19 protein-coding genes are annotated in these 20,305 nt (G+C 66.0%); 7 read left to right on the forward strand and 12 right to left on the reverse strand.

Annotation, left to right across the window (positions count from 1 at the left end; genetic code table 11):
- Nucleotides 1-8: 8 nt before the first annotated feature.
- Both ACFZAI_RS12505 and ACFZAI_RS12510 read right to left on the reverse strand, forming a co-directional pair.
- Entirely contained in the window at nucleotides 9-737 is a 729-nt protein-coding gene (locus ACFZAI_RS12505; RefSeq protein WP_391567170.1) for a helix-turn-helix domain-containing protein, read from the reverse strand.
- Between the two features lie 99 nt (nucleotides 738-836).
- Entirely contained in the window at nucleotides 837-1,274 is a 438-nt protein-coding gene (locus tag ACFZAI_RS12510; protein ID WP_391567171.1) for a gamma-glutamylcyclotransferase, read from the reverse strand.
- A gap of 197 nt (nucleotides 1,275-1,471) precedes the next feature.
- Here ACFZAI_RS12510 and clpB point away from each other — a divergent pair, with 197 nt between their 5' ends.
- A complete protein-coding gene (gene clpB, locus ACFZAI_RS12515) occupies nucleotides 1,472-4,078 on the forward strand; it encodes an ATP-dependent chaperone ClpB (RefSeq protein ID WP_391567172.1) in 2,607 nt (868 codons plus the stop codon).
- A gap of 90 nt (nucleotides 4,079-4,168) precedes the next feature.
- Here the strand turns inward: clpB and ACFZAI_RS12520 are convergent, their stop codons facing one another.
- Nucleotides 4,169-5,830, reverse strand: a complete 1,662-nt coding sequence (locus tag ACFZAI_RS12520; RefSeq protein ID WP_391567173.1) for an S-layer protein — start codon at nucleotides 5,828-5,830, stop codon at nucleotides 4,169-4,171.
- A gap of 101 nt (nucleotides 5,831-5,931) precedes the next feature.
- Nucleotides 5,932-6,579: a TetR/AcrR family transcriptional regulator gene (locus ACFZAI_RS12525; protein ID WP_342067967.1), complete on the reverse strand. Its 648-nt coding sequence runs from the start codon at nucleotides 6,577-6,579 to the stop codon at nucleotides 5,932-5,934.
- A 162-nt stretch (nucleotides 6,580-6,741) separates the two neighbouring features.
- Between ACFZAI_RS12525 and ACFZAI_RS12530 the strand changes: the two genes are divergently transcribed.
- From ACFZAI_RS12530 to ACFZAI_RS12540, 3 genes are read left to right on the forward strand one after another with little or no spacing between them, the layout of a single operon-like run.
- Nucleotides 6,742-7,956: a Tm-1-like ATP-binding domain-containing protein gene (locus ACFZAI_RS12530; RefSeq protein WP_391567174.1), complete on the forward strand. Its 1,215-nt coding sequence runs from the start codon at nucleotides 6,742-6,744 to the stop codon at nucleotides 7,954-7,956.
- Nucleotides 7,957-7,967: 11 nt separating this feature from the next.
- Nucleotides 7,968-8,798, forward strand: a complete 831-nt coding sequence (locus ACFZAI_RS12535) for a phosphoenolpyruvate hydrolase family protein (protein WP_391567175.1) — start codon at nucleotides 7,968-7,970, stop codon at nucleotides 8,796-8,798.
- Nucleotides 8,799-8,809: 11 nt separating this feature from the next.
- Complete coding sequence (locus ACFZAI_RS12540; RefSeq protein ID WP_391567176.1) at nucleotides 8,810-9,253, forward strand: SRPBCC family protein; 444 nt, start codon at nucleotides 8,810-8,812, stop codon at nucleotides 9,251-9,253.
- A 41-nt stretch (nucleotides 9,254-9,294) separates the two neighbouring features.
- On the opposite strand, the gene ACFZAI_RS12545 is transcribed toward ACFZAI_RS12540, so the two are convergent.
- The gene (locus ACFZAI_RS12545) at nucleotides 9,295-10,266 is read right to left on the reverse strand and encodes a LysR family transcriptional regulator (protein WP_391567177.1); all 972 of its coding nucleotides are present in this window, start codon (nucleotides 10,264-10,266) and stop codon (nucleotides 9,295-9,297) included.
- 89 nt (nucleotides 10,267-10,355) lie between these two features.
- On the opposite strand from ACFZAI_RS12545, the gene ACFZAI_RS12550 reads away from it, so the two are divergent.
- Nucleotides 10,356-11,804: an N-acyl-D-glutamate deacylase gene (locus ACFZAI_RS12550; RefSeq protein WP_391567178.1), complete on the forward strand. Its 1,449-nt coding sequence runs from the start codon at nucleotides 10,356-10,358 to the stop codon at nucleotides 11,802-11,804.
- Between the two features lie 81 nt (nucleotides 11,805-11,885).
- Nucleotides 11,886-12,845 carry a tripartite tricarboxylate transporter substrate binding protein BugE gene (locus ACFZAI_RS12555; protein ID WP_391567179.1) on the forward strand — a complete coding sequence of 320 codons (960 nt, stop codon included), beginning with the start codon at nucleotides 11,886-11,888 and terminating at the stop codon, nucleotides 12,843-12,845.
- A 42-nt stretch (nucleotides 12,846-12,887) separates the two neighbouring features.
- Here ACFZAI_RS12555 and ACFZAI_RS12560 read toward each other — a convergent pair whose 3' ends face one another.
- The 5 genes from ACFZAI_RS12560 to ACFZAI_RS12580 all read right to left on the reverse strand — a co-directional run bounded on the left by ACFZAI_RS12560 (nucleotide 12,888) and on the right by ACFZAI_RS12580 (nucleotide 17,418).
- Complete coding sequence (locus ACFZAI_RS12560) at nucleotides 12,888-14,387, reverse strand: sulfite reductase subunit alpha (RefSeq protein WP_391567180.1); 1,500 nt, start codon at nucleotides 14,385-14,387, stop codon at nucleotides 12,888-12,890.
- A 3-nt stretch (nucleotides 14,388-14,390) separates the two neighbouring features.
- Nucleotides 14,391-15,347 carry an FAD:protein FMN transferase gene (locus ACFZAI_RS12565; RefSeq protein ID WP_391567841.1) on the reverse strand — a complete coding sequence of 319 codons (957 nt, stop codon included), beginning with the start codon at nucleotides 15,345-15,347 and terminating at the stop codon, nucleotides 14,391-14,393.
- Nucleotides 15,348-15,426: 79 nt separating this feature from the next.
- Nucleotides 15,427-16,227 carry a DUF4198 domain-containing protein gene (locus tag ACFZAI_RS12570; protein ID WP_391567181.1) on the reverse strand — a complete coding sequence of 267 codons (801 nt, stop codon included), beginning with the start codon at nucleotides 16,225-16,227 and terminating at the stop codon, nucleotides 15,427-15,429.
- Between the two features lie 20 nt (nucleotides 16,228-16,247).
- Nucleotides 16,248-16,763: a DUF2271 domain-containing protein gene (locus ACFZAI_RS12575; RefSeq protein WP_054424901.1), complete on the reverse strand. Its 516-nt coding sequence runs from the start codon at nucleotides 16,761-16,763 to the stop codon at nucleotides 16,248-16,250.
- 28 nt (nucleotides 16,764-16,791) lie between these two features.
- Nucleotides 16,792-17,418, reverse strand: a complete 627-nt coding sequence (locus ACFZAI_RS12580) for a PepSY-associated TM helix domain-containing protein (RefSeq protein ID WP_391567182.1) — start codon at nucleotides 17,416-17,418, stop codon at nucleotides 16,792-16,794.
- 250 nt (nucleotides 17,419-17,668) lie between these two features.
- Between ACFZAI_RS12580 and crcB the strand changes: the two genes are divergently transcribed.
- A complete protein-coding gene (gene crcB / locus ACFZAI_RS12585) occupies nucleotides 17,669-18,061 on the forward strand; it encodes a fluoride efflux transporter CrcB (RefSeq protein ID WP_391567183.1) in 393 nt (130 codons plus the stop codon).
- A gap of 48 nt (nucleotides 18,062-18,109) precedes the next feature.
- Here crcB and hpnE read toward each other — a convergent pair whose 3' ends face one another.
- Both hpnE and hpnD read right to left on the reverse strand, forming a co-directional pair.
- The gene (gene hpnE / locus ACFZAI_RS12590; RefSeq protein WP_391567184.1) at nucleotides 18,110-19,432 is read right to left on the reverse strand and encodes a hydroxysqualene dehydroxylase HpnE; all 1,323 of its coding nucleotides are present in this window, start codon (nucleotides 19,430-19,432) and stop codon (nucleotides 18,110-18,112) included.
- Nucleotides 19,429-20,292, reverse strand: a complete 864-nt coding sequence (gene hpnD / locus ACFZAI_RS12595) for a presqualene diphosphate synthase HpnD (protein WP_279996371.1) — start codon at nucleotides 20,290-20,292, stop codon at nucleotides 19,429-19,431. Before hpnD ends, hpnE begins: the two co-directional genes overlap by 4 nt.
- Between the last annotated feature and the right edge of the window lie 13 nt (nucleotides 20,293-20,305).

The raw sequence follows: 20,305 nt of genomic DNA on the forward strand, positions 1-20,305 counted from the left end.
GCGGGCGATCAGCAGCCCTCGTGACCGAGCAGCTGCTTGAGCGCGGGCAGGTCCAGGATGCGGACTTCGCGCTGGTTGATCTTGATCAGGCCCTCGCGTGCGAAACGCGAGAACAATCGGCTGACGGTTTCCAAGGTCAGGCCCAGGAAGTTGCCGATTTCTTCGCGGCTCATGCGCAGCACGAACTCGGTCGACGAATAGCCCAGCGAGGCATAACGTTGCGACAGGTTCAAGAGAAAAGCGGCCAGGCGCTGTTCAGAACGCATCGAACCCAGCGACGCCAGCATCTGATGCGAACGCGTGATTTCGCGGCTCATCAGACGGCGGAATTGCTGTTGCAGCGACGGCAGGTGCGCCGCCACGCGATCGACTTCGGTCAGGCGGATGACGCAGACTTCGGAGTCTTCCAGCGCCACGGCGGCGGACACGTGCTTGCTATCAAGCATGCCGTCCATGCCGACGATTTCGCCGGGCAGGTGAAAACCGGTGATTTGAATCTGGCCGGTGGCGTCTTCGAGCTGAGTCTTGATGCTGCCGAAACGCACGCCATAAACGGCGTCCAGCGGTTGATCCAGCGAATACAGCGTTTTGCCCTTTTCCAGGCGCACACGCTCTTTCACCAGCTCGTCCAGCTTTTCCACTTCGGCGGCAGCCATGCCCACGGGAACACACACGTGGCCCAACATGCAGGTGGAACAGTGGGCGGCATCAGGGGCAACGGGAACCCGTTTTTGCATACGATGACCTCTAGAGTGCCCGTCGCGCCGCAAAGGGCAGGGACGGGTGTAAAAGCGTGAAGACAAATTCCATTGTAGTCGGTTGTTACTACGCCCGTCTTACGGGGCGTCTTCACCGCTTCGGCGACGGCGGTGCGCGATCCAGTCGTCGCCCGGGATATCGATGGCGGCGGCCCGCAGCGCCGGGTCGATCGGGTAGTACTGGCAGGCGATGTCAGGGGCGCCGCCCGCGGGCGTATCCAGGCGCGCGGTGACGTCGCGGCGCACAAAACAGCACGGCTGGCCGGGCACGTATTCTTCGATCTCGTCCATCAAGGCGATCAGGCCGGGATCGACCCGGTAGACGTCGCCGCGCACCCGCCGCCCATCGGCCACCGGGATCAGCCCGGGCCAGTCGCCGAAGTCGACCAGCACGCCCGGCACGGTGGCCGCGCCGACCCATTCGGCGGCGGGCAGCCCGCGCCGGGCGGCGGCTTTCGCCAGGTCATTGATTTCGCCGGCGCGTAGGGTGCCGTAGACAAAAACGTATATGCTCATAGCTCGGTTTATTGATCCATGTCCGGATGCATTGCCCAGATGCATGGCTGAATGCACGTTTGATTGCACGTTCGATTGCACGTCACAGCAAACCCGTGTGCGGCAGGTGTTGAAATTCTCTCATCCGACCGCATATTCAGGATATCGAGCCAGCCGGCACGTATCGGTCAGGCTCCCCAACAAGCCAAACGACCATTATGCGATTCGACAAACTGACTACCAAGTTCCAGCAAGCCCTGGCCGACGCCCAAAGTCTGGCCGCCCGCAACGACCACCCCTACATCGAGCCCGTACACGTGCTGTCGGCGCTGTTGTCCGACGCGGACAGCGGAGCAAGCAGCCTGTTGGCGCGCGCCGGTGTGGCGGTGAACCGCCTGCAACCCGCTTTGGAAAGCGCCCTGAAGTCGCTGCCCCAGGTGCAAGGCGACGATAACGTCCAGGTTGGCCGTGACCTGAACGCCGTGCTCACGCGCACCGACAAGGAAGCCGCGCGCCGCGGCGACACCTATATCGCCAGCGAATTGTTCCTGCTGGCGCTGGCCGACGACAAGGGCGAAGCCGGCCGCATCCTGCGTGAAGCCGGCCTGCAAAAGAAGGCTCTGGAGTCCGCCATCGACGCCGTGCGCGGCGGCGAAAACGTGTCGGGCGCCGAAGGCGAATCCAACCGCGAAGCCCTGTCCAAGTACACGATGGACCTGACCGAGCGCGCCCGCCAAGGCAAGCTCGACCCGGTGATCGGCCGCGACGACGAAATCCGCCGCACCATCCAGATCCTGCAACGCCGCACGAAGAACAACCCGGTGCTGATCGGTGAACCCGGCGTGGGCAAGACCGCCATCGTCGAAGGCCTGGCGCAGCGCATCGTCAACGACGAAGTGCCCGAGAGCCTGCGCGGCAAGCGCGTGCTGTCGCTGGACCTGGCGGCGCTGTTGGCCGGCGCCAAGTTCCGGGGTGAATTCGAAGAACGCCTGAAGGCCGTGCTGAAAGAGCTGGGCCAGGACGACGGCAGCAACATCGTCTTCATCGACGAGCTGCACACCATGGTGGGCGCGGGCAAGGCCGAAGGCGCGATGGACGCCGGCAACATGCTCAAGCCTGCGCTGGCGCGCGGCGAGCTGCATTGCATCGGCGCCACCACGCTGGACGAATACCGCAAGTACATCGAAAAGGATGCGGCGCTGGAGCGGCGCTTCCAGAAGGTGCTGGTCGACGAGCCCGATGTGGAATCCACCATCGCGATCCTGCGCGGTTTGCAGGAACGCTATGAAATCCACCACGGTGTTGAAATCACCGACCCGGCGATCGTGGCCGCGGCCGAGCTGTCGCACCGCTACATCACCGACCGCTTCCTGCCCGATAAGGCCATCGACCTGATCGACGAAGCCGGTGCGCGCATCCGCATGGAAATCGATTCCAAGCCCGAGGTGATGGACAAGCTTGACCGTCGCATCATCCAGCTGAAGATCGAGCGCGAAGCCGTCAAGAAGGAAACCGACGACGCGTCCAAGCGCCGCCTGGGCGTCATTGAAGACGAACTGGAAAAGCTGCAACGCGAATACAACGACTTCGAAGAAATCTGGAAGGCCGAGAAAGCCGCTGTGCAAGGCACGCAGGCCATCAAGGAAGAGATCGACAGCGTGCGCGCCGAAATGGCGGAGTTGCAGCGCAAGGGTCAATTCGACAAGCTGGCTGAACTGCAATACGGCAAGCTGCCGGACTTGGAGTCGCGCCTGAAGGCCGCCGAAGTGGGCGCGGCGCAAGCCGCTGAAAACGCCGAGGGCGACGAAAGCCGTCCGCGTCTGCTGCGCACCAAGGTCGGCGCCGAAGAAATCGCCGAAGTCGTGTCGCGCGCCACCGGTATTCCCGTGTCGAAGATGATGCAGGGCGAACGCGAGAAGTTGCTGCACATGGAAGAGTTCCTGCACAAGCGCGTGGTGGGCCAGGACGAGGCCGTGCGGCTGGTGTCCGACGCCATCCGGCGTTCGCGTGCGGGTCTTGCCGACCCGGCGCGGCCTTACGGTTCGTTCCTGTTCCTGGGCCCCACCGGCGTGGGCAAGACCGAACTCACACGAGCGCTGGCCGAGTTCATGTTCGACTCCGAAGAGCACCTGATCCGCATCGACATGAGCGAGTTCATGGAGAAGCATTCGGTGGCGCGGCTGATTGGCGCGCCGCCGGGATACGTGGGCTACGAAGAGGGCGGCTATCTGACCGAAGCCGTGCGCCGCAAGCCGTATAGCGTGGTGCTGCTGGACGAGGTTGAAAAGGCCCATCCGGACGTGTTCAACGTGTTGCTGCAAGTGCTGGACGACGGCCGTCTGACCGATGGCCAGGGCCGCACGGTGGACTTCCGCAACACGGTGATCGTGATGACGTCCAACCTGGGTTCGCATCATATCCAGAGCCTGGCGGGCCAGCCGTATGACGTGGTCAAGGAAGTGGTGTGGGGCGAGTTGAAGCAAACCCTGCGGCCTGAATTCCTGAACCGTATCGACGAAGTGGTGGTGTTCCACGGACTGGAAGCGCAGCACATCGAGTCCATCGCCCGCATCCAGCTGCGCCGTCTTGGCGCGCGCTTGGAAAAGCAGGAGATGCGCCTGGAAGTGACCGAGGCCGCCTTGGCGGAACTGGCCCGCTCCGGTTTCGATCCGGTGTTTGGCGCGCGCCCCTTGAAGCGCGCGATCCAGCAACAGATCGAGAACCCGGTGGCGCGCCTGATCCTGGAAGGCAAGTTCGGGCCGCGCGATGTGGTGCCGGTCGATTGGCAAGACGGGGAATTCATCTTCACCCGCACCTTGCAGTAAGTCCTGCAAAGGAAAAAAGCCCAGCGCAATATGCGCTGGGCTTTTTTTTCGCCTGCGACCGGATGGGCATCCGGTCTGGGTTCACCCGCGTTACGGCGCGACCGTCACGAATACCGGGTTCGAGTAGAACCACAGATCGTTGTAGTTGCGCGCGTTGATGGCGTTGAAGCGGGCGGCGTTATCCGCCAGGTCCACCTTGGCGTCGGGCAGGGGTTCGCCCGCTGCCGTTTCGCCCGCCACGTCCACGCCCAGGTTCGTGCCGCGCAAGCGCAGGTACAGGCTCTTGTCCGCCGTCACCGTGGTCTTGATGACGTTGTAGCCTTCGGCGTCCACCGTCCAGTCGGCGCGCGTGTAGCGGGCCAGCACTCGGGTGGTGGGGTTGGTGTCGGCGTCATAACCCGCGGTGCCGGCGGCGGCGCGCGCGCCCACTTCGCCTACGATCAGGTCCACGTGGTTGACGGTGGGTTTCACGTAGGTCGGATTGCCGCTTTCGATCGGGTATTCGTAGTGGTTGCTGTCGGGGCTGCGAAAGCGGATGGTGACTTCCACTTTCTCGCCCTTGGCGGCTTGCAGCTCGCCGCCCATGTGCACCGCGCCGGCTGCGCCCTTGGCCTGGAAGTCCAGCGCGTCGATCAAGTCGCCAAACACACCGAACACGCGGCCGCTTTTCAAGCCCGCGACCACGGCCGCCATATCGTTGCCGTCTTTCCAGACGTGCGTCTTGGCGTATTCGCCGGGCGCGTAGCCAGAGCTGTACAGGCCCGATGCGGTGCGGAAGTGGAAGTCGGAATCGGCCACCGTCCAGATGCGCCGGCCTTCGCCCAACAGCGCATCCCAGGTGCCGCCCAGGTGCGCCACCAGATAGTCCACGCCGCCATACGTGCGGTTGGGCAGGAAGGCGTTGGTGTAGGCCGTGGCGTAGCCGCCGCGGTCGGGCTCCATCTGGTTACCCACCATGCCTTCAATGGCGAAGAAAACGGACGGGGCCAGGTCATTCATTTCGCGCAGCTGGGCCACCGTGTACTTGCCGGCATAGCGCGACGGGTGATTCAGCAGCATGTAGCTGTCGGGATGTTTGTCTCGCAGCCACTTCAGTGCGGCCAGCGAATCGGCATGCGTGGTGAACGCGCGGGTTTCGCCCGACAAGCGCGACACCAGCAGCGGGTCGAACAGCGCGGGGTCGCGGTTGGTGAACAGGTATTCGAATTCGGCCACCGCTTCCAGCGATTTGGCCGACATCGGGTCGTTCGTGCCTATGCCGATGTTCACGTGGTCATGCGTGGGCATGTCCCATTCGAACGACGAGAAGATGATCTTGCCCGCATAGCGGCCTGCGGCCTGCGCGCTCTTGATGAAAGGCACTTCGTACTGCGCCATGCCGCTGGAAAACGGGATGGAGCCGCCTGCCAGCGCGGTGCCGGTGTGGTCACGGCCCGACAGGCGCAAGTGGTTCGAAATGGCGGCCCAGTCCAGCTGGTAGCGGTCAAAGGCCTGATCCAGCGCGCTTTCCAGGCTGACTTGCGCGTCGTCCGATTGGTACGTGTGCACATGCAGGTCGCCCGCGCTCCAGGCGCCGGTTTCAACCGGGGGCTTGGGCTCGACGGGCGGTGCGGGTTCCGTGACGACCGGCGGGCTGGGCTCTGTCACGGCTTCATCATCGTCATCACTGCCGCCGCACGCGCTTAACAGGGTGACGCAAGCCAGCGACAAGGGCATGATGGCCCGCCGCAAGCGGGATACTTCGAACTGCATGGACACACTCCAACGTTTGGCGGCATGCGAAAGGCATGGCCGCAAAACGCGGAACTATGCAGGCGGCGGGTGACGCGGCCATGACAGCCGTGCGCCAGGCGCTACGGCTTCGCCGCGTTCGCGTCGGCCAGCGCCTGGTTGATGATGGCGTTGGCCGTCCAGCGCACCACGTCCGTCACCGCGGGCAGATCTAGATTCCAGATGTCTTTCAACACCAGAAACACTTCCGTGCCGTACACCAGCGACAACGCTTGCGCCACGCGCGCCTGCTCGGCCGCCGACAGCTCAGCCGCCAAGGGCGCGATGGCGCGCTTCAGGATGTCAACGCGGTGGCCGCGCACCAATCGCGGTTCGGCGGTGGACTTGCCCGCGGCGGCTTCGGCGTGCTGCTGCAAAGACACCATGATGGCGGCGCGCAGCGGCGCTTCGTGCGAGGCCAGCCGGGGGTAGGCAAAGCGCAGCAGCTCATCGACCCGCGTCGCGGCATCCGGCGCGGTGGAGTCCCACGCCAGGATCGGGCCCAGGCTCTCGTCCACCACGGCGGCGATCAGCGCGCTTTGGCTGGGAAAGTAGCGGTACGCGGTGGCGCGCGATACCTGGGCGTGTTCGGCCAGTTCGGCAACCGATGGCGTGATGCCCTGGGCCATCAACTGCTGCGCCGCATCCAGCAGCGTCTTGCGCATGCGGGCGCGTGGCCCGTGCGGCGGTTCGCCGCTGGCCGCGGCCTGCCGGCTGGCGGGCGCGATCAGGCGGGCGGCCGCGCCCGATCCGGCGGCGGGTTTGGCAGGGGCTAAGGTTTGACGTGAGACAGGTGTCTCAGTATGATTCTTTCGTCTCATTTCTTGATTCTACAGGCCTAGCGGCCTCACATATCGAGGCGCGCACCGAGTGTAGCCGCCCGCGGAGGAGCCATGACGCATTCGAATCGGCGGGTCTTTGTTGCCGCCACCTACGACACCAAGGGCCACGAAGCCGAGTACGTCGTGAATCTGCTCAAGCGCGAAGGGCTGGACGTGGTGTCGGTGGACGTGTCCACCTCGGGCGCCGCCAGCGCGGCGCAGGTGCAGGCGCAAGAGGTGGCGCGCAGCCATCCCGATGGCGTTGACGCCGTCTTCACCGGCGACCGCGGCACCGCAATCGCCGCCATGGCGCTGGCCTTTGAACGCTATGCGGCCAGCCATGACGGCATTGGCGCCATGCTGGGCCTGGGCGGCTCGGGCGGCACCGCGCTGATCACCCCCGCCATGCGCGCCTTGCCCATCGGCACGCCCAAGCTGATGGTGTCGACAATGGCCTCGGGCAATGTCGCGCCATATGTCGGGCCCTCTGATATCGCCATGATGTATTCCGTAACCGACGTGGCCGGTCTGAACCGCATTTCGCGCCGTGTGCTGGCCAATGCCGCAGGCGCCGTCGCAGGCGCGTTCCGGATGGCGGACAGCATTGCCGCCGAAGACGACAGCCGGCCTGCCGTTGGCATCACCATGTTCGGTGTGACGACCGCGTGCGTGCAGCAGGTAACGCCGTTGCTGGAATCGCGCTACGACTGCCTGGTGTTTCACGCCACGGGCACCGGCGGGCAGTCGATGGAAAAGCTGCTGGACAGCCATCTGCTGGGCGGCGTGCTGGACCTGACCACAACGGAAGTGTGCGACTTCCTGTTCGGGGGCGTGCTGGCCTGCACCGAAGACCGCTTCGGTGCGGTGGCGCGCACGGGCGCGCCGTATGTTGGATCTTGCGGCGCGCTGGACATGGTGAATTTCGGCGGCATGGATACCGTGCCCGAACGCTATCAGGGCCGCCAGTTCTATCCGCACAATCCGCAGGTGACGCTGATGCGCACCACGGTTGAAGAAAACACGCGGCAGGGCGAATGGATTGCCGCGAAACTGAATCAATGCAACGGGCCGGTGCGCTTTCTGATTCCCGAAGGCGGCGTGTCGGCGCTGGACGCGCCGGGCCAGGCGTTCTGGAACCCCGAGGCCGATGCCGCCTTGTTCGCCGCGCTGGAAGCGCATCTGGTGCAGACGTCCAACCGCCGCCTGGTGCGCGTGCCGTGCCACATCAACGACCCGCTGTTCGCCAAGACGGCGGCCGATCACTTTCTTGACATTGCTACACACTAAGGATTGCCGTTATGCCGCGTTTTGACCGTAACGAGTTGCTGGACAAGTTTCGCGCCATGGTGCGCGCGCGCACGCCGATTGTGGGCGGCGGCGCAGGCACGGGGCTGTCAGCCAAGTGCGAAGAAGCGGGCGGCATCGACCTGATCGTGATCTATAACTCGGGCCGCTACCGCATGGCGGGGCGCGGCTCGCTGGCCGGCTTGCTGGCTTACGGCAACGCCAACGAAATCGTCGTCGACATGGGCCGCGAAGTGCTGCCCGTGGTGAAGCAGACGCCGGTGCTGGCCGGCGTGAACGGCACCGACCCGTTCTGCGATTTCGATGTGTTCCTGGACGACCTGAAGCGCCAGGGATTTTCCGGCGTGCAGAACTTTCCCACCGTGGGCCTGATTGACGGCACCTTCCGCGCCAACCTGGAAGAGACCGGCATGGGCTACGCGCTGGAAGTCGACATGATCCGCCTGGCGCACCAGAAGGGCATGCTGACCACGCCCTACGTGTTCAACGAAGACGATGCGGTGGCGATGGCGAAAGCGGGCGCCGACATCATCGTCGCGCACATGGGCCTGACCACCGGCGGCTCCATCGGCGCCGAAACCGCGCAGACGCTGGACGGCTGCGTCGCCGCCATCGACCGCATCGCCGCCGCCGCGCTGGCGGTGCGCCCCGACCTCATCGTGCTGTGCCATGGCGGCCCCATCGCCACGCCTGACGACGCCGCGCACGTGCTGCGCGCCTGCAAGCATTGCCACGGTTTCTATGGCGCCAGCTCCATGGAGCGCCTGCCCACCGAACTCGCGCTGACCGCTGCCACGCGCGAGTTCAAAAACCTGACCTTCTAAGAGGCGTTCCCATGCCGCACACCGTACACGTCAGTGCCATCATCCACGCGCCGCTCGCCAAGGTTTGGCCCTTGTTCCGTGACTTCAACGGCTTGGCCGGATGGCATCCGGGCATCGCGCAAAGCCGGCTGGAAGCCGACGGCCGCCACGACGCGGTGGGCAGCGTGCGGTATCTGGCGCTCAAGCCCTCGGGCTTTGTGCGCGAGCAGTTGCTGATGCTGGACGACCCCGGCACGGCGCTGCGCTACTCCATCATCGAGACCAGCTTGCCGATGCGTGACTACATCGCGGGCGTGTCGCTGCGCCCCATCACCGAAAGCGGCCACACGCTGGTGGAATGGTGGGCGGACTTCCGCGTGGAAGGCGCCGAACTGGCCGACGTGGCCAAGGCCGTGGGCCAGGGCGTCTTCGCGGCGGGGCTGGCCGCGCTGGATGAGAAGGTGCGCGCGGCGTAGCGCAGGGTTGAGCCGCGGCCAGCCTCGTCTGGCGATTGCCGCTACGCCGCCAACGTCTTCCTGCTCACTGGCACGCGCTTGCAGCCAGCGGGTAGCGCCGCGTCGCGCAGATAGTCATGAATGGCGCGGATCAGCGCCTGCGCGGCGGGGCTTAGCGGATATTCCTTGTGCCGGATGATGCACACCGTGCGCACAACGGTGGGCCGCGCCAGCAAGGCGTAGGCCAGGCCGGGTTCCAGCACGCGTTCCGCGGCCAACGCCGGTAGCAGCGCCACGCCCAGGCCCGCCTTCACCAGCGCCGCTTGCGACGTGGTGCTGGACGCTTCATAGAAAGGCGCGCCGGCCTCAATCGGTAAATCCGCGCGGGCGCGCAACAGCGCCATGATGCCGGTTTCGTCCACCACGCCCACCAGCTTGCGTTGCGCCAGATCCGACCAGCGCATCGTGCCGTCGCGGCCCGGGCGCAGGCTGTCGTCGTCGGCGCGGTACAGCACCCCGAAGCGGTCTTCCAACAAGGGATCAAAGCGCAAGCCGGGCGCATCGGCCCAGCGGCTGGTCAGCCCGAAGTCCACCTCGCGCGCGGCCACTTTGCGCTGGATGCGGCCAGAGTTGTCGTCGCTCAGGTATAGGCGCACGGCCGGGTACTGCGCCGCAAATGCTGCGGCCGCTGGCGCGATGATTTCCGTAATGGCCGATGGCGCCGCGGCCAGGCCCACGCGCCCGCGCTCCAACGCGCCAAAACGCACCACGTCTTCGATCACGCCATCAAAATCCGCCAGCAGCCGCATCACGCGCGGCAGGAATTCTTCGCCCGCCGCCGTCAGCAACACGCGCCGGCTGGTGCGCGCAAAGAGCTGGGTGGCAAGCGCGTCTTCCAGTTGGCGCACCAGGCTCGTCACCGACGATTGCGTTTGGAACAAGCGCTTGGCCGCATGCGTGAAACTGGATTCCTGGGCCACCGCAACAAACGCGGTCAAGTGCTTCAGGGTGACGTGCTTGGGCAGACGATTCATTTCAAACCACGATAGATGGATCAATAAAAACAATTTTTCCAGATTGATCGCGCGGACGATACTAGGGGCTTCATCCAGGCAGGGCAATCATGCAACAGGAAAAATTCGATCTGATCATTGAAGGCGGCTGGGTCATTGACGGCTTGGGCGGACCGCGCCGGCGCGCTGATGTGGCGGTAGCCGGCGAGCGCATTGCCGCCATCGGTGACTTGTCCCATGCCGCCGCCACACGCCGGCTAGATGCGCGCGGCAAGATCGTGGCGCCGGGCTTCATTGATTCGCATGGCCACGATGACCTGATGTTCGTGGAAAAGCCGGGCCTGGAATGGAAGACCAGCCAGGGGATTACGTCGGTGGTGGTGGGCAACTGCGGTGTCAGCGGCGCGCCCGCGCCCTTGCCGGGCAACACCGCAGCGGCGCTGGCGTTGCTGGGCGAAACGCCCTTGTTCGCCGACATGCACGCGTACTTTGATACGCTGCGCGCGCAACAACCGATGATCAACGTGGCCGCGCTGGTCGGCCATGCCAACTTGCGTCTGGCCGCCATGCGCGACCCGGCCGCCGCGCCCACGCCTGACGAGCAACGCGCCATGGAACGCATGCTGGCCGATGCGTTGGCGGCGGGCGCGGTGGGCTTCAGCACGGGCCTGGCGTATCAGCCGGGCGGCGTGGCCGAGCAAGCGGAACTGGACGGCCTGGCCCGCGTGGCCGCTGCACAAGGCGCGCTGCACACGAGCCACATCCGCAACGAGGGCGATGAGGTCGAAGCGGCGGTGGACGAAGTGCTATCTGTTGGCCGCAACACCGGCTGCGCCACCGTGTTGTCGCACCACAAATGCATGATGCCGCGCAACTGGGGCAAGAGCCGCGCCACGCTGGCCAACATCGACCGCGCGCGCGCCGAAGGCGTGGACGTGGCGCTGGACATCTACCCGTACCCGGGCAGCTCCACCATCCTGATCCCGGAACGCGCCGACAGCATTGATGACATCCGCATCACGTGGTCGGTGCCGCATCCCGAATGCAGCGGGGAATCGCTTGCCGATATCGCTGCGCGCTGGGGATGCGGCAAACAGGAAGCGGCCGAGCGGCTCAGCCCCGCAGGCGCCATCTACTTTGCCATGGATGAAGCCGAGGTGCGGCGCATCTTCCAGCATGACTGCTGCATGGTGGGTTCAGACGGCCTGCCCAACGACGCGCACCCGCATCCCCGTTTGTGGGGCAGCTTCACGCGCGTGTTGGGCCGCTACGTGCGCGAGGCCGAACTTCTGACGCTGGAAGCCGCCATCGCCAAGATGACGGCCTTGCCCGCGCGCGTGTTCGGGCTGGCGGGCCGGGGCCAACTGAGCCCGGGCGCGTGGGCGGACATCGTGGTGTTCGACGCGGACACCGTGCTGGACCGCGCCACGTGGGAATCGCCCACGCTGCCATCGGCAGGCGTCGAGCACGTGCTGGTCAATGGGCAGCCGGTGTTTCCCGCCGTGAAAGGCATGACGCGGCCGGGCAAGATTTTGCGGCGAGAGGCTGGAGCAAGCTGACTGCGCCGCTGGCTGACTGCGCGGCTGCGCCCAACAACCTATCAATAACAACTAACCCAATCCCTAGGAGACAACCCCATCATGATGCGCAAAACCTGTGCCGCCGTACTGCTTGCGGCCGTGCTGCCCGCTGCCCACGCGGCTTTTCCTGACCACCCCATCACACTGATCGTGCCGTTCCCGGCAGGCGGCCCCACTGATATCGTTGGCCGTTTGGCGGCGGCGAAGGCGGGCGAGATTCTGGGCCAGCAGATTGTGGTGGAGAACCGCACTGGCGCGTCCGGCACCATCGGCATGACCGCCACCGCGCGCGCCAAGCCCGACGGCTACACCGTGGGCCTGGCCACCGTCAGCACGCACGGCACCGCGCCGCACCTGTTTCCCAACCTGGCGTACGACCCGGTCAAGGACTTCACGCCGATCAGCAACCTGGTCACCAGCCCCAACATCCTGAGCGTGAATCCGAAGTACCCCGCGCAGACGCTGGCCGACTTCGTCACGCATGTGCGCGCCAATCCAAATAAGGACGGCTACGCGAATGCGGGCGCGGGCGGCGTGAACGACCTGGGCATGATCTGGTTTCTGCAAATCATCGGCGGCAAGATGAACAGCATTTCGTACCGGGGCTCGGCGCCTGCGCTGACCGATACGGTGGGCGGCGTCGTGCCGGTGATTTTCGACAACTTCCCCTCGTCGTTGCCGTATCTGAAGAGCCAGCATCTGCGCGCCTTGGCCATCACCGGCACCGAGCGCAACCCGCGCCTGCCGGACGTGCCGACGTTTGCGGAGCAGGGCTACAAGGACTACGACGTCACCGCGTGGTATGGCGTTGTCGGCCCGGCTGGCATGCCGGACGACGTGCGCGACAAGCTGGCGAAGGCGTTTGCGCAAGCCGTGCGCGACCCCGCCACGGCGGCCAAGATGGAAGAGACGGGCGCGTTTCCGCTGGGCAATACGCCGGCGGAATTTGGCGATCAGATCCGCACGGAACGCGACCGCTGGAAGACGGTGATCGACCGCGCGCAGATCAAGCTGCAATAAGGACGCGGGGGGGGGGGGGCGGCAGCCGCTTCAGATGCCCTGCTAGTACACGTCGCGCCGGTACCGGCCGGCGTGCTGCAAGGCTTGCAGGCGGGCGTCGCCCAGGATGTCTTGCAGCGCGGCATCCACACCGCCCGCCATGCCTTGCAGGCTGCCGCACACATAGATGGCGGCGCCGTCTTCTACCCAGTCCCGCAGCGTGCCGGCTTGCTCGCGCAGCAGGTGCTGCACGTAGCGGCGCTGGGGCTGGTCGCGGGAATAGACGGTGTCCACGCGCGCTAGCGTGCCGTCGATACGCCAGGCGGTGATCTCGTCGCCGCAAAACGCGTCATGGGCGGCGTTGCGTTCGCCAAACACCAGCCAGTTGCGGTGATGGCCGCGCGCACGCCGCGTCTTGATCAGCGCGCGCAGGCCCGCCAGCCCGGTCCCGTTGCCGATCAGGATCAACGGCCGGTCATCCATCGGCGCATGGAAGTTGCGGTTGGTGCGCACGCGCAGGTCGATCTCGTCACCCACGCGCGCAATATGCGTCAGCCAGCCGCTGCCCACGCCCAGCCCGCCATCGGCGCTGCGCATCTGGCGCACCAGCAATTGAATCGCGCCGTCTTCGGGCAAGGAAGCAATTGAGTATTCGCGGTGCGCCAGCAGCGCGCCGCCGCGTTCCTGCCGGGGGCCGATTTCAGCGATATCGCCCGCGAGCCAGTGCAGCGTTTGCCCGTCGGGCGGCGTCAGCGTCAGCAGATAGCATGGGCCGCCTTGGCTGTCGGGGTTGAGCAGCTTGCGCCCGGTAAGGCGCCAGGTTTCATAGACGGGCGCTTGCCAGTCGGGCAGGTCGCTGCGGCCGGCCAGCAAGCCCAGGTGATGCTGCCAGTGGCGCAGCGCGGCGGGGTCGCCATTGTCTACTTCGACCAGGTCGAACAAGGGGGTGGCTCCTTGCGCATGCAGCCAGTCGTTAAGCCGATGGCCGAAGCCGCAGAACTGCGCGTATTCGCTGTCGCCCAATGCCAGCACGGCGTATTGCGCGCCGCTTAGGGCGAGGGCGGGTGTGACGGTGGTGGCGGATGTCGTTGTCGCTGCCGTTGTTGTTGTCGCCGTCGCCGTCGCTGTCGTTGTCGTTGTCGTCGTCGTCGTCGCTGAATCGGTAGCTCCGCCTGCGGGAATTGGCAAGTTCCCCGGCTGCATCTGGCCCGCGAATGCGGCGGCTGCATCGGGCGGGTCGCCTTCGCCATAGGTGCTGGCCACGAACAGCATGCGCCGGTAGCCCGACAGCCGCGCCACATCCAGCTGATCCAGCGCCGCCACGCGCACGCTTAAGCCGCCCGCGCGCAGCGACTCTGCGGTCTGCGCGGCGAGCGATTCGGCATAGCCCGTTTGCGTGGCGTAGGCGACAAGCAAGGTGTCATCCGGGGCGGGGGCGTTCAAGGCGGCCAGCGCCTGCGCCTGCTGAGCGTTGTGCCGGCGGGCGCGTCGCCACGCCCACAGGCAGAGCAGCAACCACACGCCCACCACGCACGCTGCTGCAATCAATCGGGTCAGGCTCATAGGTCAGCGGGGCAGCGCCAGCGCCTGAAAGGCCGGGGTGGCGATGACGCGGTAAGCGTCGGCATCGCGCAGGATAAACAACGCCGCCAGATCGTGACGGCGGGCGTAGGCCAAGCCATCCGTTTCGCCCAGCACGGTCAGCACCGTGGCCAAGGCGTCGGCCTGCATGCACACCGGGTGCAGCACGGAGACAGACGCGACGTTATTGCGCACCGGCTGGCCGGTGCGCGGGTCAATAGTGTGGGCGTAGCGCGCGTCGCCGCTGCCGGCGTGGCGGCGGTAGTCGCCCGATGTGGCGATGCTGCGGTTTTCCAGCGGCAAGGCCAGCGCGTGGTTATCGCTGGCGTCGGGTACTTCGATCGCCACGCGCCAGGGCTGCCCATCGGGCCGCATGCCGCGTGCGCGCAATTCGCCGCCCACTTCCACCAGGTATTGCGAGATGCCCAACGCGTCCAGCGCCATCGCGGCGCGGTCCACGCCGTAGCCTTTGGCGATGGACGACAGGTCGATATACGCGCCGCCCGGTTGCCACGCGGCTTGGGCGGCGGCGTCCAGCGTTACGCGCTGCCAGCCGCAACGGGCGCGGGCGGCGTCGATCGCGGCAGAAGAGGGCGGCTCGAATGCGCGCTGATGCGGACCAAAGCCCCAGGCGTTGACCAGCGGCCCCACGGTGGGGTCGTAAGCGCCGCCGCTGTCTTCGGCCAGCGCCAACGCGTGGCGCAGCACATGGAAGAAGCCGTCGGGCAAGGCCTGCCAGCCGGGCGCCGCTTGATTGAAACGCGTGATGTCCGAGTCCGCTTCCCACGTGCTCATCTGCGCCACCACCTCGTCCAGCGCGGCCTGGATCGCGCGCCGCGCGGCGTCGCTGCCGCAGCCTGCGGGCAGCGCCATGCGAGCGGACCAGGTGGTGCCCATGGTCGCGCCCGCCAGCGCGGCAAGCTCAGGCTGCGGCGCGGGCATGGCGCCGTAAGCCACGCGGACGACGGGCGCCGCCGCGCCGCGTGGCGCGTAGGAAGGGGGCGTGGACACGCGTGTCCGCTTAGGGTTGCAGCACTTCGACGGTGCCGGCGTAGGACAGGCGGCGCTTCTTCGCTTGCGGCACGTTGACCTTCGCGTCTTCCAGACCGGCTTCGATCCAGTACAGGCCCGGCTGCGCCCACTTCACAGCGAACTTGCCGTCCTTGTCCGTCTTCAGCTTGATTTCGCCGACCTTGTCGCGATAGCGGCTGCCGCCCGGCACGACGTTCACTTCCAGTTCCGCGGCGGGCTTGCCGTCAATCAGCATCTGGAACGTGGCTTCTTCGCCCGTGAACAGGTCGTTCGGATGCGTGACCGGCGCAAGCTCCAGGCCACGGCCCACGGGCTTGAGGGGCGTGGGCTTGCCTGCCGTCACGAACGTTTCAACGCGGCCCAGGCTTTGCGACACTTCCAGCTCTTGCGCGTTGGCCGGCACGGCTTGGGCCATGCCTTCCACCTTGCCGAAGTAGCGCTTGTTCTTGCCGTCTTCTTTCCAGCGCGCGAACACGCCGTCGTTGACGACCGCCACGCGGTACGTGCCGCTTTGCTTTAACTGCAAGTCAAACGTGCTGCGCAGCTTGCCGCGGTTCAGGTTTTCGGCTTCGGCGGCGCTGCCATCGGGCGCGACGACGGTCAGGCCATCCAGGCGCAGCGGCGCGTGGTTGAAATAGAACTTGTCGTTGCCGACGGCGGCGTCGACGGTGATCCAGCTGTCGGTGCCCGACAGCACCGTGGACGACGGCACCATCCACACATCATGCGCGTGGGCGGCGAAGGGCAGGCACAGCGCCAGGGCGGCGGCCAGTTTGGCGGCGGATTTCATGGTTGCGCTCCAGGGAGGAATCAGGGTTTGAGGTCGAGCGCAATCGCGCCCAGTTCGTGTTCGCCGCGCACCGTCAATTGCTCGGCCTTTTGCGGCGGCCACTGGAAGGGAATGCGCAGCAGCTCGCGGCCGCCGACTTCGCGCGCGGCTTCAACCACCACGGCGTACTGGCCGGGCTTGAGCGCGGCCAAGGGCTTGGACGCTGCGTCAAAGCTCAGGGCATGTTTGCCCACGGGTTTGGTCGCGCCGCTGACGCCGTCCACCGGAAACTGCTGGTTGCGGCCGCTGCGGCGCCACCATTGGCGCATGTCCTTCAGCCATTCAGTGCCTTCGTTGTTTTTCTTGGCCACGTCGTACCACACGGCCAGATCGGTGGCGACGCTTTGGTCGGGGTTCTCGATCCAGATCGCCACGTACGGGCGGTGGTACTCGGCCACATCCAGGCGCGGCACCTCGATGGATACGCTGATGTCGGCCGCGTTGGCCGTTCGGGCGATGGCGCCGGCCAAGACGGCCGACAACAACAGTTTGCGCATGGAAATCTCCAGGGGCGGATCGATGGAATCAGTGGATGAAGAGCAGGGCCAGCACCACGGGAATCACGACGCCCAGCCCCACCATGGGCCAGGTCGCGCTGCGGTTGCCGGCGTGCATCTTCAGCAGCACCAGTCCGGTCAGCGAAAAGACCAGACAGGCGACGGCAAAAATATCTAGGAACCAGCTCCAGGCCAGGCCGGTGTTGCGGCCCTTGTGCAGATCATTCAGGTACGAGATCCAGCCGCGGTCGGTGCGTTCGTATTCGACTTCGCCGCTGGCCCGGTCGATGGACAGCCAGGCGTCGCCACCGGCGCGCGGCAACGACAAATACACTTCGTCGGCGGACCATTCAGCGGTTTTGCTGGCGGTGCCGGCATCCAGCGTGTCGTCCAGCCATTGGGCGACGGGGGCGGGCAGCGGCGCCTTTTTTTGCCCGGCGGGGGCGGTCAACTGCTTTAACACGGGCTCGGGCAATTGCGCCTGGCGGGTGGTGACCACCGCCTTCGATTCAATGTGCGACGCGTTGTTCAGCGTGAGGCCGGTGATGGCGAACAACAGCATTCCCAGCAGGCACAGGGCCGAGCTGATCCAGTGCCATTGATGCAGCGTTTTGAGCCAGTAGGCGCGACGCCGGGGAGTGGGTTGACTGTCCATGCGGGATTCGGTTTGAAGCGGCGGATTCTAACATTTAATGAGAATTACTCTTATAAAAGAGCGCATTAACGCCGCTGCCAGGCGAAGAAGACGATTTCAATCCATTTCTAAGCACGCCGTCAGGTGCAAGGCGCCCTGCGGCGATAAGATAGGCCACTTATTTTTTTGCATCGTCCGGGGCCAGTGCCGGGTGACTCCCGGGGCTGTCGCGGGTGAACTCCTGGTCCGCTCCTGGTCAATCCACACGCCCATGTCCGTCTACCAAACCCTGATTCCCCTGAATTTCCTGGCCGTGGGCCTGGGCGCCGTCTTGGGCGCGTGGGCGCGCTGGCTGGTCAGCCTGTGGCTGAACGTGGAGTCGTGGCCATGGGGCACGTTCGCGGTCAATCTGGCGGGCGGGTATCTGGTGGGGCTGGTGCTAGCGCTGGTGGCCGGGCATCCGGAATGGCCCGCGTGGGTGCGGCTGGGCGTCATCACCGGGTTCATGGGCGGGCTGACCACGTTTTCGACCTTCTCGGCCGAAACGGTCGCCATGCTGGAGCGCGGCGCCTATGGCACCGCGTTGAGTTATGCGGGGTTGAGCCTCGCCGGGTCGTTGGCGCTGACGGCGGCGGGTCTGGCTACCGCGCACTGGTTGCGCTGAGCCGGCGGCGGACGGGCGTCCGCCGCACGGCCCGCGATATCGATTCGGTCAGCTGGCGTGCGGGTTCAGCACGCGGGCGGCTTGCAGGCCGCTGCGCACTGCGCCTTCCAACACGCCAGGGTAGCCGGTGTCGGTCCAGTCGCCGGCCAAGGCCAAGGTCGGCCACGGCGTGGTGTTCAGTGGGCGGGTCAGGCCCGGCACCGCGGCGAAGGTGGCGCGCTTTTCAATCAGCAGTTCCGCGGCCGACACCTCCGGCATGGCCGGCAGGCGCGCGGGATGGCGCGCCGCTTGTTCCGCCACCTGGTCGATCAGCGCTTCGATGACCTGCTGGCGATTGCGCTCGGCGATGCTGGTGGCGGCGCTGGCCACCACCGCCAGTTCGCCCGAATGGGTGTCGCCCGCCAATTGCGCGCGGTCAAACAGCCATTGGCCGACATGGCCGCGGGCCGCTTCTTCGCGCAGCATCATCATGGGTTCGGGCAGCCGCCACGGTTCAGCCAGCCGCAGGTTCAGGGTGGCGATGGGCAGGTAGTCGAACGCCTTCAGAGCTTCAAGCAGGCCGGTCGCGCCGGCTTCGCGCAAGGGAGCGTCCAACAGGCGCGCGGCGTAGGTTGGCGGCACGGCCAGCACGGCGGCGTCAAAGCGTTCCTGGTTGACGACGATGCCGTCATCCGACGGATGCAACTGGCGCACGGTGCTGCCGTAGCGCATCGTGACCTGGCGCGCGGCGGCGTCGGGCCAAAGGGCAGACAGGTCGGTGCAGGGCAGCAGCAGGTCGCTGTCTTCCCGCACGCCGGCCAGGCTGTCGCGCAGCACGCGGGCAAACAAGGTGGCGCTGGCCGTGACGGTGGGCGTGTTCAGCGCGGCCAGGCAGAGCGGTTCCCAGATTTGCCGGATCAGCACGTCGGATTGCGCGTGATAGTGCAGCAATTGCAGCACGGTCCAGTCGCGCGGCGGCGACCACGACATGGCTTTCAAGCCGCGCATCAGCCGCAGCGAGGCAAAGCGGTCGGACCACGACAAGCCGCGTGCGCGCAGGAGGGCAATCGCCATGTGCAGCGGGGCGGGCAGGCGCGGGGCCGACAGATGGAAGCGGCCGTCCAGGCTGGCCAGCCGCAACGGGCGGCGCATCAGCAGTGCGTCGGGGTTGCGGCCCACGCGGCGCATCAGCGCCAGCGTTTGCCGGTAGGCGCCCGACAACAGATGCTGGCCGTTGTCCAACGGCGCGTCGAACGATTCGTGGAATACGCGGCGGGCGCGGCCGCCAGGCGTGTGGCCGGCTTCGAATACGGTGACTTTGGCGCCGGCTTCACGCAGCGCCACGCTGGCCGCCAAGCCAGCCCAGCCCGCGCCAATGACCGCCGCCTTCACCGCGCCAACCGGCGGACCAGTCCGCGTCCGCCGCCCACCCAGGTTTTCCAAGCCAGCCACAGCTTGCGCAGCGGCGTAAGCGAGATGCGCTGATGCAGCACCTGCCAGTTGTCGCGCTCGATCTCGTCAAGCAGCGCGTAATAGATCGCGGCCATCATCAGCCCGGGGCGTTGCGACCGGCGGTCGGCTTCGGGCAGATTGCTCATGGCCTCGCGGTACAGCTCGCGGGCGCGGTCGGCCTGGAACTTCATCAGCGCGCTGAAACGGTCGGAATATTCGCCGTTCAGAATGTCCGAGGCCTTGACCTCGAACTGCTGCATGTCGTTCACCGGAATGTAGATGCGGCCGCGGCGCGCATCGTCGCCGACGTCACGGATGATGTTGGTCATCTGGAACGCCAGGCCCAGCTTCTCGGCATAGACCAGCGTCTTGGGATCGCTGTAGCCGAACACGCCAGCCGAGAGTTCGCCCACCACGCCAGCGGCGTGCCAGCAGTATTTGCGCAGGCCAGGCCAGTCCAGATAGCGGGTCTGGTCCAGATCCATTTCCATGCCATCGACCACCGCCAGCAGGCGCTCGCGGGTGATGGAACAGCTTTCCAGATGTGGCTGCAACGCCCGCGTCACGGGGTGATCGGGCTTGCCGTCAAACATCTGGTCGACCTGCGTGCGCCACCACGCCAGCTTGATGCGCGCCAGCGACGGGTCGGTGCATTCGTCCACCACGTCGTCCACTTCGCGGCAATAGGCGTACAGCGCCGTGATCGCGCGGCGGCGTTCGGGGGGCAGGAACAGGAATGAGTAGTAGAAGCTGGAACCGCTTTTCGCGGCTTTTTCCTGGCAGTATTCGTCAGGGGTCATAGATAGGCAGGGC

The organism is Achromobacter sp. NPDC008082 (genome assembly GCF_042957345.1).
GTDB classification, from domain to species: Bacteria; Pseudomonadota; Gammaproteobacteria; order Burkholderiales; family Burkholderiaceae_B; genus Achromobacter; species Achromobacter kerstersii_A.

Coding starts and splice junctions, on each gene's coding strand:
- ACFZAI_RS12560 (WP_391567180.1), bottom strand. CDS start 14,387: ATGAGCCTGACCCGATTGATTGCAGCAGCGTGCGTGGTGGGCGTGTGG.
- ACFZAI_RS12510 (WP_391567171.1), bottom strand. CDS start 1,274: ATGAGCATATACGTTTTTGTCTACGGCACCCTACGCGCCGGCGAAATC.
- ACFZAI_RS12520 (WP_391567173.1), bottom strand. CDS start 5,830: ATGCAGTTCGAAGTATCCCGCTTGCGGCGGGCCATCATGCCCTTGTCG.
- ACFZAI_RS12550 (WP_391567178.1), top strand. CDS start 10,356: ATGCAACAGGAAAAATTCGATCTGATCATTGAAGGCGGCTGGGTCATT.
- ACFZAI_RS12540 (WP_391567176.1), top strand. CDS start 8,810: ATGCCGCACACCGTACACGTCAGTGCCATCATCCACGCGCCGCTCGCC.
- ACFZAI_RS12530 (WP_391567174.1), top strand. CDS start 6,742: ATGACGCATTCGAATCGGCGGGTCTTTGTTGCCGCCACCTACGACACC.
- ACFZAI_RS12575 (WP_054424901.1), bottom strand. CDS start 16,763: ATGCGCAAACTGTTGTTGTCGGCCGTCTTGGCCGGCGCCATCGCCCGA.
- ACFZAI_RS12580 (WP_391567182.1), bottom strand. CDS start 17,418: ATGGACAGTCAACCCACTCCCCGGCGTCGCGCCTACTGGCTCAAAACG.
- ACFZAI_RS12545 (WP_391567177.1), bottom strand. CDS start 10,266: ATGAATCGTCTGCCCAAGCACGTCACCCTGAAGCACTTGACCGCGTTT.
- ACFZAI_RS12535 (WP_391567175.1), top strand. CDS start 7,968: ATGCCGCGTTTTGACCGTAACGAGTTGCTGGACAAGTTTCGCGCCATG.
- ACFZAI_RS12570 (WP_391567181.1), bottom strand. CDS start 16,227: ATGAAATCCGCCGCCAAACTGGCCGCCGCCCTGGCGCTGTGCCTGCCC.
- ACFZAI_RS12565 (WP_391567841.1), bottom strand. CDS start 15,347: ATGCCCGCGCCGCAGCCTGAGCTTGCCGCGCTGGCGGGCGCGACCATG.
- ACFZAI_RS12555 (WP_391567179.1), top strand. CDS start 11,886: ATGATGCGCAAAACCTGTGCCGCCGTACTGCTTGCGGCCGTGCTGCCC.
- ACFZAI_RS12505 (WP_391567170.1), bottom strand. CDS start 737: ATGCAAAAACGGGTTCCCGTTGCCCCTGATGCCGCCCACTGTTCCACC.
- clpB (WP_391567172.1), top strand. CDS start 1,472: ATGCGATTCGACAAACTGACTACCAAGTTCCAGCAAGCCCTGGCCGAC.
- hpnD (WP_279996371.1), bottom strand. CDS start 20,292: ATGACCCCTGACGAATACTGCCAGGAAAAAGCCGCGAAAAGCGGTTCC.
- crcB (WP_391567183.1), top strand. CDS start 17,669: ATGTCCGTCTACCAAACCCTGATTCCCCTGAATTTCCTGGCCGTGGGC.